Source organism: Clostridium amylolyticum, from assembly GCF_900142075.1.
Lineage (GTDB): Bacteria > Bacillota > Clostridia > Clostridiales > Clostridiaceae > Clostridium_AA > Clostridium_AA amylolyticum.
The window spans coordinates 307,026-322,981 of the sequence record NZ_FQZO01000001.1 but is presented as its reverse complement, the minus strand read 5'-3'; the positions used below and the strand labels follow the sequence as shown (position 1 = coordinate 322,981).

14 protein-coding genes and 1 pseudogene are annotated in these 15,956 nt (G+C 39.2%); all 15 read right to left on the bottom strand.

Features of this window, described 5'->3' with window-relative positions; translation table 11 throughout:
• Nucleotides 1-184 precede the first annotated feature (184 nt).
• The 15 genes and pseudogenes from BUA82_RS01625 to BUA82_RS01560 all read right to left on the bottom strand — a co-directional run bounded on the left by BUA82_RS01625 (nt 185) and on the right by BUA82_RS01560 (nt 15,900).
• Entirely contained in the window at nt 185-2,428 is a 2,244-nt protein-coding gene (locus BUA82_RS01625) for a glycoside hydrolase family 3 C-terminal domain-containing protein (RefSeq protein WP_083599730.1), read from the bottom strand.
• A gap of 38 nt (nt 2,429-2,466) precedes the next feature.
• Complete coding sequence (locus tag BUA82_RS01620; protein WP_073004009.1) at nt 2,467-3,537, bottom strand: alpha/beta hydrolase; 1,071 nt, start codon at nt 3,535-3,537, stop codon at nt 2,467-2,469.
• Nucleotides 3,530-4,369 (bottom strand): MBL fold metallo-hydrolase, encoded by an 840-nt coding sequence (locus tag BUA82_RS01615; protein WP_073004007.1) that lies wholly within the window; start codon nt 4,367-4,369, stop codon nt 3,530-3,532. Before BUA82_RS01615 ends, BUA82_RS01620 begins: the two co-directional genes overlap by 8 nt.
• Nucleotides 4,370-4,417: 48 nt before the next feature.
• Nucleotides 4,418-5,356: a hypothetical protein gene (locus BUA82_RS01610; protein ID WP_143148547.1), complete on the bottom strand. Its 939-nt coding sequence runs from the start codon at nt 5,354-5,356 to the stop codon at nt 4,418-4,420.
• Nucleotides 5,259-6,182 carry a poly(ethylene terephthalate) hydrolase family protein gene (locus tag BUA82_RS01605; protein ID WP_073004002.1) on the bottom strand — a complete coding sequence of 308 codons (924 nt, stop codon included), beginning with the start codon at nt 6,180-6,182 and terminating at the stop codon, nt 5,259-5,261. The genes BUA82_RS01610 and BUA82_RS01605 overlap by 98 nt, the downstream gene beginning before the upstream one ends.
• 23 nt (nt 6,183-6,205) lie before the next feature.
• Nucleotides 6,206-6,823 carry a TetR/AcrR family transcriptional regulator gene (locus BUA82_RS01600; protein WP_073003999.1) on the bottom strand — a complete coding sequence of 206 codons (618 nt, stop codon included), beginning with the start codon at nt 6,821-6,823 and terminating at the stop codon, nt 6,206-6,208.
• A 741-nt stretch (nt 6,824-7,564) separates the two neighbouring features.
• A complete protein-coding gene (locus BUA82_RS01595) occupies nt 7,565-8,272 on the bottom strand; it encodes an SdpI family protein (RefSeq protein ID WP_073003997.1) in 708 nt (235 codons plus the stop codon).
• On the bottom strand, nt 8,262-8,537 hold the full coding sequence (locus BUA82_RS01590) for an autorepressor SdpR family transcription factor (RefSeq protein WP_073003995.1): 276 nt from the start codon (nt 8,535-8,537) through the stop codon (nt 8,262-8,264). Before BUA82_RS01590 ends, BUA82_RS01595 begins: the two co-directional genes overlap by 11 nt.
• Nucleotides 8,538-8,894: 357 nt before the next feature.
• Entirely contained in the window at nt 8,895-9,305 is a 411-nt protein-coding gene (arr, locus tag BUA82_RS20890; RefSeq protein ID WP_207650276.1) for an NAD(+)--rifampin ADP-ribosyltransferase, read from the bottom strand.
• A gap of 27 nt (nt 9,306-9,332) precedes the next feature.
• Nucleotides 9,333-9,929: pseudogene (locus tag BUA82_RS20885) on the bottom strand (Vat family streptogramin A O-acetyltransferase); the annotation flags it as partial.
• Complete coding sequence (locus BUA82_RS01580) at nt 9,926-10,765, bottom strand: nucleotidyltransferase domain-containing protein (protein WP_073003991.1); 840 nt, start codon at nt 10,763-10,765, stop codon at nt 9,926-9,928. The pseudogene BUA82_RS20885 and the gene BUA82_RS01580, both read right to left, overlap by 4 nt.
• A 232-nt stretch (nt 10,766-10,997) precedes the next feature.
• Nucleotides 10,998-12,461, bottom strand: a complete 1,464-nt coding sequence (locus BUA82_RS01575; RefSeq protein ID WP_073003989.1) for an Msr family ABC-F type ribosomal protection protein — start codon at nt 12,459-12,461, stop codon at nt 10,998-11,000.
• A gap of 123 nt (nt 12,462-12,584) precedes the next feature.
• Complete coding sequence (gene mef(A) / locus BUA82_RS01570) at nt 12,585-13,802, bottom strand: macrolide efflux MFS transporter Mef(A) (protein WP_073003987.1); 1,218 nt, start codon at nt 13,800-13,802, stop codon at nt 12,585-12,587.
• 571 nt (nt 13,803-14,373) lie between these two features.
• Entirely contained in the window at nt 14,374-15,138 is a 765-nt protein-coding gene (locus tag BUA82_RS01565; RefSeq protein ID WP_073003985.1) for an ABC transporter permease, read from the bottom strand.
• Nucleotides 15,139-15,900 carry an ABC transporter ATP-binding protein gene (locus tag BUA82_RS01560; RefSeq protein ID WP_073003983.1) on the bottom strand — a complete coding sequence of 254 codons (762 nt, stop codon included), beginning with the start codon at nt 15,898-15,900 and terminating at the stop codon, nt 15,139-15,141.
• Nucleotides 15,901-15,956: the final 56 nt, after the last annotated feature.

Below are 15,956 nucleotides of genomic sequence, written 5' to 3'. Positions count from 1 at the left end.
ATACTAATCGGTGATCTCCCTGCTCCGGCTGTGCCCAAAGCATTCCATCACTTTTGTATATCTGCTTCCTCTCAAATACGATCTGAGTATCATATTGCCTATAATCAAATTAACTGCAATAATAGTTCATCACAAGATGAGCAATGCAATACATTATTATGAAACAGCTCGGTCATTTATTAAGTTATTCCAGCTGCTTCTTTAGTACATAGATTAATTCCTTCATCTGATCCTCTGTAATCTTTGAAAATCCAAACAATGCCCTGAGCGGCAGCCCTCCCGTCATTTCATTCAGCACCTCATCTGAACTGCCAAAGCCTGATGTAATGCCTCCGCTAAACTTCGAAAACATCATGGACATAATCGGTGAGGTTTTGGGATTTTTCAACAATGAGCCTATGGTTGTATTCTCATCCACCCGGAAAGGAATCTTCTTTACAGGAGTGAATTCAACCTTCTCCCATAGACGGATATCTGCAGAGGAATGAGCCAGTAAAATGTCATAGGTTCCACCAGCAGCATACCAGTCTCCTATTTCTTCGTTATACCAGGATAAGGAACGGGCATCAATTTCAAAGCTTACTGGCTTCGTCTCTCCAGGTTTAAGCTCTATCTTTGCAAATCCTTTTAACTCCTTTACAGGTCTGCCCGGGGTGCCGGTACGATCGCCTACATAGAGCTGCACTACTTCTTTTCCTGCCATCTTCCCTGAATTGGTGATCTGTGCCGTTACGCTTATGCTCTCACCCTCTGTAAAATTACCACGGGTTAACTGGATATCCTTATAGGAGAATTCGGTATAGGACAGTCCATGACCAAAGGGGAATAATACCGGGATTTTTTTAGCCTCATAATAACGGTAACCGATATAAATCCCTTCCGAATAGACGGCCTTTTTGCCATCTCCAGGGAAATTCAAATATGACGGGGTATCCTCAAGCCGAATGGGAAAGGTTTCTGCCAGTCTGCCGCAGGGATTTGCATCTGCATATAACAGGGCATCTGTTGCCTCACCCACTCCCTCACCTGCAAGAAACATTTCAAGAATAGCATTAACCTTATCTGCCCAAGGCATTTCCACAGCAGAGCCATTATGGAGAACTACGATGGCATTCTTCTGCACTCCCGCGATCAGCTCAATCATCCGGTTCTGACATTCCGGCAGCCTCATATGCCTTCTGTCAATCCCCTCGGAATCAAAGGATTCGGGTAATCCGGCAAAGATAATGGCTGCATCCGCTTCGGAAGCAGCTTTGACCGCTTCTTCAAAAAGAGATTGATCTTCCTGATCCTTGTCATGGGGGAAACCCTCCGCATAAATTATATTAGGATTTTTATTCCTACCAGTATCCAATGCATTAGTTACCCTGCTAGCATGGATATGGCTGGAGCCTCCTCCTTGATAACGAGGTATTCTAGCAAAAGCACCTATGTAGGCAACTTTTGTCTGACGGCTCAGGGGTAGCGCACCTTCATTCTTCAAAAGAACAGCAGATTCCTTTGCTATATCCGTTGCTATCTTGTGATGTTTCTCTCTGTCATATTGCATATCGGTAACATCGGCCTGTGAATATTTGAATATAACCTTAAGAAGGCGTTCCACAGCCAGATCCAATAGTTCCTCCGGGAGCAAGCCTTCTCTCACTGCTTTCACAATCTGTTCATCACGAATACCGCTGGAAGAGGGCATTTCAAGCTCCAGTCCTGCCTCAAGGCTCTTTATTCTGTCATTAACAGCTCCCCAGTCCGACATTACGAAGCCCTGGAAGCCCCAATCCTCACGCAGGATATCCGTAAGAAGCTTTTTATTTTCACTGGCATATTCTCCATTAAGTTTGTTATAGCTGCTCATTACGGTCCAAGGCCTTGCCTCTTTCACAGCCATCTCAAAGCCCGCAAGATAGATTTCACGCAGCGTACGTTCATCCACCTCTGAGGAGCAGGTCATGCGGCAGGTCTCCTGATTATTGACTGCATAATGCTTTAGGCTGGTACCAACCTCCCATTCTTGAATACCCTTAATCTGTGCTGAAGAAAGCTTACCGGTGAGATAAGGGTCCTCTGAGAAATATTCAAAATTACGACCGCAAAGCGGACTTCTCTTAATATTAACGGCAGGTCCCAGTAAAATCGCTATATTCTCTGATCTGCATTCTTCACCCAGAGCCCTGCCCATCAGGTGTAATAAATTCTCATCAAAGCTGGAAGCACTGGCACAGGCCGGAGAAAAACATACAGCAGCAACACTCTGGTTCAGACCGAGATGATCTGCTTCCCCTTCCTGCTTGCGAAGACCATGGGGGCCGTCCGTTACCATCACGGCCGGAATGCCCAGTCTTTCCACTGCTTTCGTATGCCAGTAATCTGCACCGGAGCACAATCCTGCCTTTTCCTCCAGTGTCATTTGTTTGATTAGGTCTTTGATCATATGTCCCTCCATTCCTGCGCAAGAATTCTGCGCATTATCTATTTCGCTGAATGCTTGGCCCAGAAGGCTGCTGCCCTGTCCACCCATCCCTCAGCTTCGGTTCCTATACCCAGAGATATTCCGTGCTGTGCCTTTTCATACAGATGATATTCGTAGGGTATCTCATTAATCCGCACAGCCTTTTCCAGTTCATCTCCATGCTGACGGTAATCCAGCAGAAGATCATTCTTACCTGCCCAGAAGAATACGGGAGGGTAATCAGGTGTTATATTCCTGTCGATACTGATTGCACTTACAGCCTTTTCATCCGGTTCAGGCCCCAGAAGCAGCTTATTACAATGTGGAAACTTCTCAGTTGATATGAGTCCATATGCTATCATGATGGCTGCGGGCTTCGGCAGATTAAATTTCTTATAGCCTATATTGTCAAGACCATAGCATCCAACCAGATGCCCTCCTGCTGAAAACCCCAAAACCGCATAATCTTCAGGAATTATATTCAATTCATCTTCACGGTGAAGAGCATATCGGACAGCTGCTGCCAGATCTTCCACTGGCGCCAGATTATATGCTTCCTCCCTTACACGATAGGAAAGCACAAAAGCAGTATAGCCTAGACTGTTCAAATGAAGTGCCAGTGGATAACCCTCCGACAGGGCTTCACAATTAACATAGGCACCTCCAGGACATACTATAATAAACTTTGATTTCTTCCCGGAAGGAAAATAATGTAGACTAGCATGGGCCTTAGTGGGATCTTTTTTTATCTCTTCTTCAGAATAAATTCGTCTGTAAACCTTCACATTATTACCGTGATTTTTAATTATGGCATTAAGACCGTCCGCATAGCTTTGTCCGGTGGTGTTTGAAAAACCCAATACGAATTTTTCAAGTGTCTGTATTGCCATTATGTCATTCTCCTTGGATCGTTGATAGATTTTTGCCTTTTCTTCAACCAGTACAGGATGCTCTATGATACTGTCCACGGTGTCCTGCGGTGTAATAAAGACACCCACGGGCCTTTTTCTATGAAAGGGCCTTTTCATTTTCAGACCTGCTCTTTTCAGCTTCATGCTGAAAAAGTAAAGAATCAGAATCGCTTTATTCATAACTGCCTCCCTTCTGAATAGACTGATACCCGCTCTTCTTAAGAAAATCATCAACTTCAAGCTTTAACTGTTCTCTGCATGCAATGGGAGCAGAAAAATCAATAAAATCCGGATCCTCAGGTCCGATACCGTATTTCACCTGGAAATACTTACGTCCCAGAATACGTATGGTAATATTACTGTAAAAGATACCCTCTGATATAACATCAATCATGTGCCTAATCTGAGTCTTTGGCAGAAGGAAACGGTCATGGGCAGAACACACTCCGGTAAAATCTAGCTGGTCCACCTTCATTAGATCATGAAAAAACCGGTTGATGGGATATTTATTACCATCAATATAGAACACTCTTCTACAGATGCTGTCACCGGATATCAGGGTTTTTGTTTTCTCATCATAAAGTACTATACTTCCCGCAGTATGCCCCTGAATACCATATACCTGAAGTGTTCTGTCACCCAGCAATAATTCATCTCCTTCTCTCAAATTATGAATCCTCGCGGTTATTTTCTTTGAAGGCAGGAGCTTAATGATGCTCTTCCCCAGAATCAATGCATCCTCCGGGTGTACCCATACATCGTCAAATTCATTCACGGCACCGGTATGATCGAAATGTCCGTGGCTTAGTACCAGCTGGACGGGCACCCCAGCCAGCTGCTGCGCATATTCTCTCAATCCGGAGGTTCCAAGTCCCGCATCCACCAGCACCGCCTTTTCCCTGCCCCTAATCAGGTATGTATTAATGGTTACTGTACGCATTTCCCATTCCTTGCAGGATATCAAGAAGATTCCATCCCGCAGCTCTTCATGGAAAAAATGTCCTTTTTTCATAAACCTCTCTCCTTAATTACTATAATTATAATTCAGCAGCTCATAGCCCTAACTGCTGCGCTTTACATTTCTATAGCAGACTTTCAATATGAGTAACAGGATCAGTATCGGAAGCAGATAAAAAACGCACCCCTGCAAAAGCGTAAACCAGACGTAGGAATGTGGGTAGTCAAACAGCTTCTGTGCTCCCAAATTAAGCAGAATCAACCCAGCTATTATAATAAGATCATACCTTTTGAATTTTCGATATATGGATTTTCCTTTTATATTAGGATTAAAGATATTGGCTTTGATATATCGTTCAACCAGCAGATAATCCACCAGTATCCTGATGGGATCCATCAGGCATACCGACAGGTCCGCCTTCGTGGTAAAGGATGGTGCTCCCTTCATCGTGAGCAGGATGATGCAGGATACAATCAAAAAACCCTTAACTAGCTCTCTTAATCGGAGTGCAAATAGTTCCAAAGGAGTGGGTAGTTTTATTTCCCGCTGCTCTAGAAACCTTTTACAAAAGCCTTTGGGGTCATTACCCCAAATGTATTCCGGTGATATTTTCTTCTCCTGGGCTTCTTTCAATAGCTGCAGAAGCTCAAGCATTATTTGATCAATTTGATAATTCCTTTGTTGTTGACTTTTCTTCCTTCGTTCACGCCGGCTGCAGAGGCTTCTATCCGCCTCTACACTGGCCTTAGACAGACCGAGTATCTCCATCAGGTAGATCTCAGCGTGAATAAAGGAATCCCAATATTCATCCATAAGGCTTTCAGAAGCATTTTCATAGGTAATCTGGCATTTAGGTTTGAAACGGCGCTTTTTACGAATCTTTGAAGCTACAGGCTTGCTGTCACGAATACATTTTTCCCTCTGCATTGATTGAATCAGCTCCTTATGATAGTCTGCTGTCATTCCTAATATTATCACGGACTCCGCGTGCATATACTCTTCTCCAGCCCGCATTCTTATATATCTCTCCCTGCTCTTCAAAGATCTCCCTCGCCGTATTGTCATCCATCAGCCTGTACCGGAACCAGGCTGTCAATATGCCCTTATATTTACCGCCTTCCTCCTGAATCTCCGTATGGGAACAGTAGCGGGCCTCCAGAAACCAACCCTCAACACCGCTTTCTAATCTGTTAATAGCAGCAAGGCAACTCCTGAAGGGAGAGATAATAAAATCAAGGGTACCGGTTAACACCAAAAAAGGAACATTAATTCTTTCTGGTACATATACATCCTCAGGATCACACCATCGCAGAGCAGGAAGTGCAATAGAAACAACGGTTTTTATATAACTTCCTTCCGTAAAATTCGTATGCAGATTAATCACACCCGTAGAACCCTGGGAATGTCCCGCACAGCCTATACGCTGCGTATCAACATGCATGTAGAAAATACTGTCAGGCTTCGCATTCTCCTCAAGCAGGTAGCAAAGAGCCTCCTTTAGGGGCTTGCCGGTTCCAGTATCACTGTTATAGGTATTCATAACAATAAAACCCCAAGAAGCAAGATGCCGATGTAGCTCATCATAATTCTTCGGCAGAGCGGCTGTTCCATTGCCCCAGATAATTACCGGAAGTGTTCCCTCCAAGTGGACAGGAGCATATAGAATAAAACTTTCCTTATTCTCCCCATAGCCTATGATATGAGTCTTTATTACATGTTCTCCTTCTCCGCTGAAGAAGTATTCCCGACTTTCTTTGGTAATCGGACTTTTTATCCGCCTGCCAATGAACAGCGGCAGGAATACGATACTACACAACAGCAGCATTACAACGAAAATAATCGCCAGTATTAATAATAAAATCCACATGGAATTCATCCTATGCCTTTCATTTATTTCAACAGCTTGTGAATCATCTTCCTTACGATATTTAATCGCTCAATAACGTCAATTTCCCCTTTATCGATGATTTCCTTACGGTGAGCCAGCTTCTGCAGATAAGCAAAAATCACGCTTACATAGGTTAAGGCTTCGGCATATTGCTCCTTAACCCTCTCCCCGCTCATATTAGCATCAATAATGGACTGTATCACCTTGTTATATTCCTGTAACAGATTATCGTTGGGATACTGATCCGCGTAAAGAAAGTCGAACATACTGATATAACGGTAGGCCTTTATATGATAAATAAACCTGTCCACCATGGTCAGAAGAATTTCCTTTATGGCTTCGCCGCCATTTCGGTTAGTTATATCAATGAGTTTCAGATCGCTGAATATTTCCTGCATCATTTCGTATTCCACCTCAAAGGCGATGGGATGTATGCTGTCATAATAACGGTACATTGTTGCTTTACTTAATCCGGCTTCATTCATAATGTCATTCATAGTTACATTATTCAGTCCTTTTTCCAGAAAAAGCTTTTTTGCCGTATCTATTACCTCTTTTTTTCTTTCCTCCATAAGCAGCTTTCTCTGCTCCAGGTATTTTTCTCTTTTTGTTTCTGCCATTCTATTTCATGGATACCCCTAATCAAAGTACCCATAGCCTCCTATCCTTGATAATTCTATACCTTATTAGCCATACTGCCAGCAAACTCTGATTCATATGTCCTTAATATAATAATCGCGCCAATACAGCCTAAGAGATATGCTAATTCCTTCTCTGTATGAGCAGACACTGTTAATAGGCTATTCTAATAAAGCATTCATGATACTATATGTATCATGATACTATGAGTATCACCATATGTCAATGTATATTCTAAAGGCCACCTAAATAATTTTTCCATGATCAGCATCATCACCCCACCGTTAAAGTGTAGCAAAATTAGCTGTCAGAATGATTGCCTTTGAAATAGATACCATGATGATTTTAAAAAAACAAATTATAAAATCAATTATAACCGCTATTCTTAAACTATCTAGAAATAGGTAGGGGTCATTTTCCTCTATTAATATAAACAAATACTCAAAATCCAAACCTTAAAGCAAATATCCCTATTTCTGCGTAAAGGTTATATCCTCTAAAGCAAAATTCCCCCAAACTTATCAGTCTGAGGGAACATAAAACACACTCCAATATTAACTTAAAAACCTTCAAATCCTTTGATATCAGCCTATTTCGCTCTATCAACACCACAGTCTCCACATGTCTTGTGATAGAAAGATGATACAAATAACTTAAGAAAATCTATTACCTTCGTTAGTTCAGACCTTATAATGAAAAACTGCATAATTGTAAATACATTTTCACATCTTGTTTAAATCTACTTCTGAATGCGACCTCTTCCATGCCACATAGGATAATGGGAATGCCAAAATTGCAAACAATAATAACAGTCCAACCATGATAATGGTAGCTGTTAACCCACCAACTAGAGCATTTACTAGCCATATTAATACCCCTGATACTACCAGTATAATTCCACCCCATCGTTGGCTCTTAGCCCAGGCTACATCATTTTTTATACTCCATGGAGTTCGCAGGCCAACAACACCATTCCGTTTACATTTAGGTAGAAAATTACCACATATGATAAAAAGGAATCCATATACCACATTCATAACTGTATTGATGTCGATACTCATGGTATTAGAACTATTTCGTACCTCCAGAAAAGCTGATATTAAAAAGGTGTAACACATAATATTGAATATAATAGTTTCACAAATCACTACAATATACAACACCTTTACATTTCCTGCTGCTTCTATACGCTCCTTTTCCCCTAATGCATTTATGGACTTCTTTTCAAAATAGCGAATTAATAATTTCCAAACTAAAGTTAATAGGATAATAATAATTGGAAATATCAACTTATTATATTTTGACCCCCATGTGTCAATATTACCGTTAATATCATAGTGCGTTGGTAAATCATCCGGCAAAAACTTCATTACACTCAAAACTACAACCAATGGTAAAATAGTTACACCCCATAATATTCTATTTTTCATTCTCTTCACCCCCAAATTGTTTAAGCCATAACACTAACTCATCAAACAAAGAAGTGTTCAGCTCGTAGTATACATAATTTTTTTGTTTATACTCCATCAACAGCTCTGCTTTCTTTAATAAATTTAAATGATAGGAAAGTGCTGCTGCCGATATCCCCAATGCATTTGCTATGTCTCCAGCAGTCATAGCCCCGCTTTTTAGCATAATCAGAACTTGCCGTCGCAATGGATCTGACAATGCTTTAAACGTATCTGGAATACCCATAAGATATTTCTACCTCCAGCCACAATATTCTATTTAAAATTTTCTTTAAATAGAATATATCACTGGATGCACAAAAAAACAAGACCTAATTAAAAATTTTTTTAATTAGGTCTTGGCTTGTTTATCAAATTCTATCTAACAGGGGTTATTTTTCTCTACCAACATAAACAATTACTCAAACCTAACCCTTAACGCAAATATCTCTCGTTCCGCGTAAAAGTTAGACCCCCTAAGGCAAAATTCCCCCAAACTAATCAGTCTGAGGGAATATATTAATAGGCTTTGATGAACATAAAATAAAAAGGAAAAACTCTTAAGTGTGTCTTGCTTTTATTAGAATAAAATAAAATTTATCTATCATTCGTTAATTGCCTCGATACCAAGCCTCTTTAGCTTCTCAAGATTATCTAACATGTTCTGGAGTACCTCTGGAGAGTGTCCCTCCCAATCCAATACTTCTCCCACTACTCGTAGCGGTGACTTGGTGCGGTAAGACCTTGTTGGATTCCCTGGAAATTTCTTATCAGTTAAATTAGGATCATTCTCGAAGGTACCAGTTGGCTCTACAATATAAATCCGACCAGGTTCGTCGCCCACTGCAAGTTCAGCTCCCCATATAGCTGCATCTAGTGTCGCAGTTAGATAGACGTAGTTAGCTTTCTTTCGCTCCCCATAATTTGAGCTATAGCCGGGTTCCAACAAGTCCCCGACCTTCAAATCGGCTTTTGTACCGTGGTAGAAAGGTCCCGAGTCCAGGCAGTTATTCATTAATTGCTCTAATCCAGTTTCCGTTGTTAGCTTTTCAAGATTATTAAATATCTTCTCTTCATCCCAATTCCACCATTGAAGCTTTAGTAAGAATTCAACCTTTTCATCACTAAATCGTTTTTTGATAAATTTAGCTGGATTGCCACCATATATTGTATATGGTTCAACACTTTTTACTACTGTTGAGTTAGCGGCAATAATCGCACCATCACCAATTTTAATACCTGGCATAATGGTTACATTTTGACCTATCCATACATCATTGCCAATCACCGTGTCCCCCTTGAAAGGCAACTGTTCTATTGCAGGAGTCACCTTTTCCCATCCACAGCCAAAGATATTAAAGGGATAGGTTGTAATTCCATCCATTCTGTGGTTTGCTCCATTCATGATAAACCTAATACCCTCTGCAATTGCACAGAACTTGCCTATTATGAGTTTATCACCTAGGAATTCGTAGTGGTGCTCTATATTATCATAAAACCTCTCTGGAGATTTATCATTATCGCTATAATAAGTGTATTCACCAATCTCAACATTAGCTCTTTTCGGTAAATTACTTATATAGCAAACCGTCTTTATATTTTCATTTGGAAAAAGCTTTTTCTTATCTGGCCCCGTCATTGAATATTGGCTCCTTTCAGGTGTTCAACCTCATTTAATAGTCTTTGAAGAATCTCAATTCCTTTTCTTGTACAATCTACATCAGTGGATATTAAGGAAATAACCTTATCCACCCTTTCCTTGTAATTCCTTGGCTTGATCTTAAAATCTTCAATCATCTTAACAGCCTTTTTTTCATTTATACAGTATTCTCTGTTTACTGCAAATAAGACTTGATTAAGGGAAGATATGCTTCGAAAGCAATGCCCGCAAACATAGGACACGTCGTCTTTATCTATATTGTTCTTAGAAAACATTAAAGAGAAACCTGCCTCAAACATAAAAAATTCGGTTAACCCTTTCTGCAAAGCTGTTGGATAACGTTCTGCTTGCTTTTTTAATTCATAAAAGTTTTTATCATTAGCGTATTGTATCTTGCTGATTGCCAATTCTCCACGGTACATGGCGCTAATATATCCATGGGGATGCCCTGTCTGATAATTAGCAGTAACAATTCCTTGCTCCGTATCTTTGATTATTTGTTCCACCCGTTTTATATCACGTAAAATCAAGTCAACATGATACCCATTTATGACTAACCATCCACCACCATTAACCCAATCCCCCCACGCTCCGGGAGGTACAACAAGGTTGTTTCTATGCTCATCATCCAATTCTGTAGCAAGTTGATTGATAGCATTTAAGTCAAATGATTCTGAATTGTAATAGATTCCGATATCTATATCAGAACCCTTTGTATGGATGTCTCTTGCACGTGAGCCTCCTAATACAATGCCTTCTATATAAGGCAAAGAGGATAGTTTCTCTGTTACTAATTGAATGATATTATCTACCATAGAAACACACTCCTTTTATCAATATCAAAATCTACATCTTTTGTGGAGTTACACATTTTTTGCAATATATTACTTATGTTTTACATTATCCCTATGGGAATGAGCCTTCAAAGTTTATCTTGAAGGACCTCATTTTTCCCATTAGGAGTCTAACCTACTTAGAAGATTAGGCAAAACTCATAATCTCTTTCAAAGTCCTGTCTTTGGTCTATCAATACGAAGTATAAAATAATTATTGGACTAAGTTCAATCCATTATCTTTAATTTCATAAATTATATCAGCCACATTATCAAGAAGTCGTTTGTCATGTGTGATAAACACAATGGTTCCTGCATACCCTTTCATCAGCATTTCCAAAGCCTCTAAGCTTGGCAGATCAAGGAAGTTGCTCGGTTCGTCCATTAATAGGATATTATACCTGCCCATTAGCATTTTAGCCAACAGTAGCTTAATAATCTCGCCACCACTTAAAACGGATAATGTTTTACTAATATCATTGTGTAAAAATCCCATTGATGCCAAAACAGAACGTATTTCGGAAACATTGTAATCACAGTTTTCTTGCATAAATTCTATTACTACCTGATTACGGTTATACTTATACCCATTTTGAGCAAAATAACCTATTTCCGCCTTAGGTGAAATGGAAATACCCTCTTCAGCACTTAAAATCATTTGGATTAACGTTGTTTTTCCTACGCCATTACCACCAATCAGTGCAACTTTTGCTCCAAGTGGGATTTGAAAAGATGCCTTTTCAAACAATACCTTATCTCCAAACCTTTTATTAATTTCCATACCGATAATGGGATATGGATTGTAGAGCGCCAATGCTTTACTCTGTCGAAACCGAATAGTTCTGATGTCTTTCGGAGCTTCCACATCGCCCAAAGCTGCAACCCTATGCTCCATAGACTTAACAGCATTATACATTTTCTTTTGCTTGCTTCCAATTGTTTTCTGATGCGCTAGACGTCCACCACTTTCAGAACTATTTTTCTTGGCAGCACCTTTTACTTTCTGATCTATTTTACGTGCTTGTTTTCGCTTTTCCTCAGCAGCCTGTTCCAGTCGGTCACGTTCTGCAACAAATTGTTCGTATTTTGCAGCTTGACTTTTACGTTCCTCCTCTTTCTGGCGAAGATAATCAGAATAATTTCCCCAATACTCCGTGATTCTGCCATCTTTCAGTTCCCATATTTTATCTACTACCTCATCAAGGAAATAGCGATCATGGCTGATAACTAGCAGTGCACCGGAAAAACATTTTATCTGTCCGATTAAAAAGTCTATTCCTTCACGGTCTAAATGGCTGGTAGGTTCATCTGCCAGAATACCATGTACCTGCTTCGAAAGAGCCTGTGATAATTTAAATCTTGTTTCTTCACCGCCACTCATGGTCTGCACCTCTAACTGATGAACATTCAGTTTACCCATAAGCGCAAAATCTTTTTCCTCCTGCAAAGTTACTTCATCCAATTGGGGGATATAGGAAAATCCTCCAAGACGATTGATTTTACATCCTGGCAGAGTTAATTCCCCTAAAAGCACCTTGAGCAAAGTACTCTTTCCTGCACCATTTGCTCCTACTAAACCAATACGGTCATAATCATATATTTCTAGTTCATCTATATCTAAAATATCACGTCCTGTGAATTCCACACGAATGTCTTTTGCTTTTAATATCAATTCCATATTATTTCCTCCTGTCTATAATCGCATATTTTCATTTGCCTGTACGCAGGGAAACCCTGCGATTTAAGCAGGAAGAATTACATGAAAATATAATACATAAATATCCCTCCAATAATGTTTATTTTATTTTGAATCTAATTTTCTAATCTCAGTCATCATCGGGCAAACTATAGCAATGCCGATGATTAAAATACCTGATATTAAAAACCAGTGGTTTACACCAATTCTATCAGCAAAGAACCCAGAAAGGATTAACCCAAGTGGCATAGCAAGTGACATGATACTTCCAGTCAAGGAAAATACACGTCCCAAATATTCAGGCTTAATTTTCTCCTGAAAAAGAGCTGTTTGCACACCGCTGTAAAATGGCACCGAAAGCCCCATTATTGCACAGCAAACTACAAACATAACAAATCCATTTGGAGGAAGTAACCCCGAGACGGCTAGACTAGCCCCCATCATAAAAAATGAACCAGTTATTAATAGTACACGCTTTTCGTAGCTTACCAATCTTCCTAATATCAAGCCTCCTGCCAGCATACCAAAGGCAAAAGCAATTTCGGTAATAGAAATATGCATCGGTGTCCCATTAAAATATTCCATGCTGATTAAAGGGTATAGTGTATTAATTGGCATATAAACAAATGTATATAGTGTTCCTAAAAGTAATAAGACAAATAACCCTTTGTTTTGTTTCAGTACGACAATTCCTTCTTTCATTTCTTTTATGAAATTTGATTGCAGCCTTTGCTGGTCTACTTTAAGCTTTGGAATATTCACAAATGCTACTGTGAGACTAGCAACTACAGCTCCTAGCACATCGATGGCAATAATGGCATTTAATTCCCAAACAGAGTATAACAATGCCGCAACTACTGGACTTAAAATATAACTTATAGACTGCAAAGACTGGCTATAACCCGCACATTTGGTCAACTGATCTTCCGGTACTAAAAGAGGCGTGACCGCATTCAGAGCAGGAGAATGAAAAGCTGTTCCTATGCTACGGATAAACAATACTACCATAACCATCCAAACAGGTAACTCCATATACAATGCAATAATAGCTAGCACTGCTCCAGCTTCTGCAATAATTAAATCAGCACCAATCATTATCTTTTTCCTATCATAGCGATCCACTAGCACACCAATAGCTGGTCCAAACACCGCATAGGGTAGAAAACCAACTAGTGAGGCCATAGACAAGACCATGGCAGATCCTGTTTTTTCTATAAGATAAAAAATAATCGCCATTTGTAGGATGGCACTTGTAATCAAAGATACTGCCTGCCCTGCCCAGATTGTAAAAAACTTTAGTTTCCAATTATTATATTTTTCCATTTTTATTATCTCCTGCATATTATTTTGCTTGAATTTCTATTTTGAATAGTATTCTAGGCAATAAAAAATGCAGGCTAAAATCCACAATGTGGCTTTGGTCTGCATACATACAATATGGAAACATTCTTTAAAAAGACATAGTTAAATAATGCTATAGCTATAGTTAAATAGTCTATATCTCACCTTAACTAATGAATGCTCAATATCGTACAAATAAGCACAACAAAAAAAGCCTATCATCGGGGATAGATTCTGCCTTTTTATTGCCAGCTTATCTTAAACGCATTGAGGCTGTCATAGTTTCGGTTCCTCCTAAATCCTTATTTGTATTAACTTATATTTTAACACAATAAGTCGGTTTAAGCAACACTACCGTCTCCACATGTGTTTTGGTAAAAAAATGATGCTAATACTCATTAATATTGGCTTTAAGAAAGAATGTACCCCATGGGTCTAAGGGGGGCGTGAAATTTAAAGATTTATACTTTTTCGCTAAAAGGTTATTAACATAATAACCTTTTAGCGAAGCCTACCCCTGTGGGTGAGTAACTATATTTAGTATAAAGATAGGTTATATTTTTTTATATATCCTCATTGCAAAGATATAAGCAACAACTATTATTGCTATACACCAAGCCAAAGCAGTCCATATCTCATTTCCTACTAGTTGGTTTGCTAACAAGTTACGAATAGCTTCTACAATAGGAGTTACAGGTTGATTTTCTGCAAAGGCGCGTACTACTGAAGGCATCGTATTTGTTGGTACAAAGGCAGAACTGATAAATGGTAAGAAGATGATTGGGTAAGAGAATGCGCCTGCACCATCTGGTGTTTTAGCCGCAAGTCCAGCAATTACAGCAATCCAAGTCAACGCAAGTGTAAATATCCCAAGAATTCCAAATACACCTAACCATTCAAAGATTCCTGCTGAAGAGCGAAAACCTATTAATAATGCAACAAGTATAATCACTACTACAGAAATTCCATTTGAAATTAATGAGGTTAATACATGTCCCCATAATACTGTAGAACGAGCAATAGGCATAGAGTGAAAACGTTCAAAGATACCACGCTCTTTATCTATAAACAAACGGTAAGCTACATATGCAATGCCACTGCCAATAGCCATTAACATTATACCTGGTAATAGATAATTAATATAATTTTCTGCACCTGTTTCCATTGCACCACCAAATACATAAACGAATAATAACATCATCGCAATTGGTGTGATACAAACTGTAATAATTGTATCCATACTTCTAAAAATATGACGCATAGAACGTCCAAACATAACACTCATATCTTTGAAAAAATACTTATTTGTAGATCCCATTTATTTCTCCCCCTTTTTCCCTATGATTGTTAGAAATATTTCTTCTAATGTAGGTTGCTTTTCAACATATTCAACTTTTGCAGGTGGAAATAATTTTTTCAATCCTTCCAGTGTATCCAGAGCAATTATCTTTCCTCCATGAAGAATAGCGATTTTATCTGCAAGTTGTTCAGCTTCCTCTAAATATTGAGTTGTTAAGAATACTGTAGTTCCTGAAGCTGATAACTCTTTTACAATCTTCCAAACTTCTAAACGTGATTCTGGATCAAGACCTGTCGTTGGCTCATCTAGAAAAATAATCTTTGGATTTCCCACAAGACTCATTGCGATATCAATTCTTCTTTTCATACCTCCGGAGTAAGTCCCCACTCTGCGGTCTGCTGCCTCTGACATGCCAAAACGATTAATTAACTCCTCTGCTACTACATTTGGATTTTTAATATGTCTGAGTTTTGCTATCATTTGAAGATTTTCTCCACCGGTCAAAAGTTCATCAATTGCAACAAACTGACCGGTAAGACTGATACAACTTCTAATTTCACTTGGATTTTTTTCAATATCAAAACCATTGATCTGAGTACTTCCCTTATCTGCTTTAAGTAAAGTAGTCATGATTCTAATCATGGTTGTTTTTCCTGCTCCATTGGAACCTAGTAAAGCAAAGATACCTCCCTGCTCTACTTCAAAATCTACTCCTTTGAGTACTTCTACATCTTTGTAAGCTTTCTTTACTCCTTTAATTTCTATAATACTTTTTTTCATTTTCTTTTCCTCCTTTATAAATAAAGAGCCGACAACTGTGATTTTACTCACGGTTA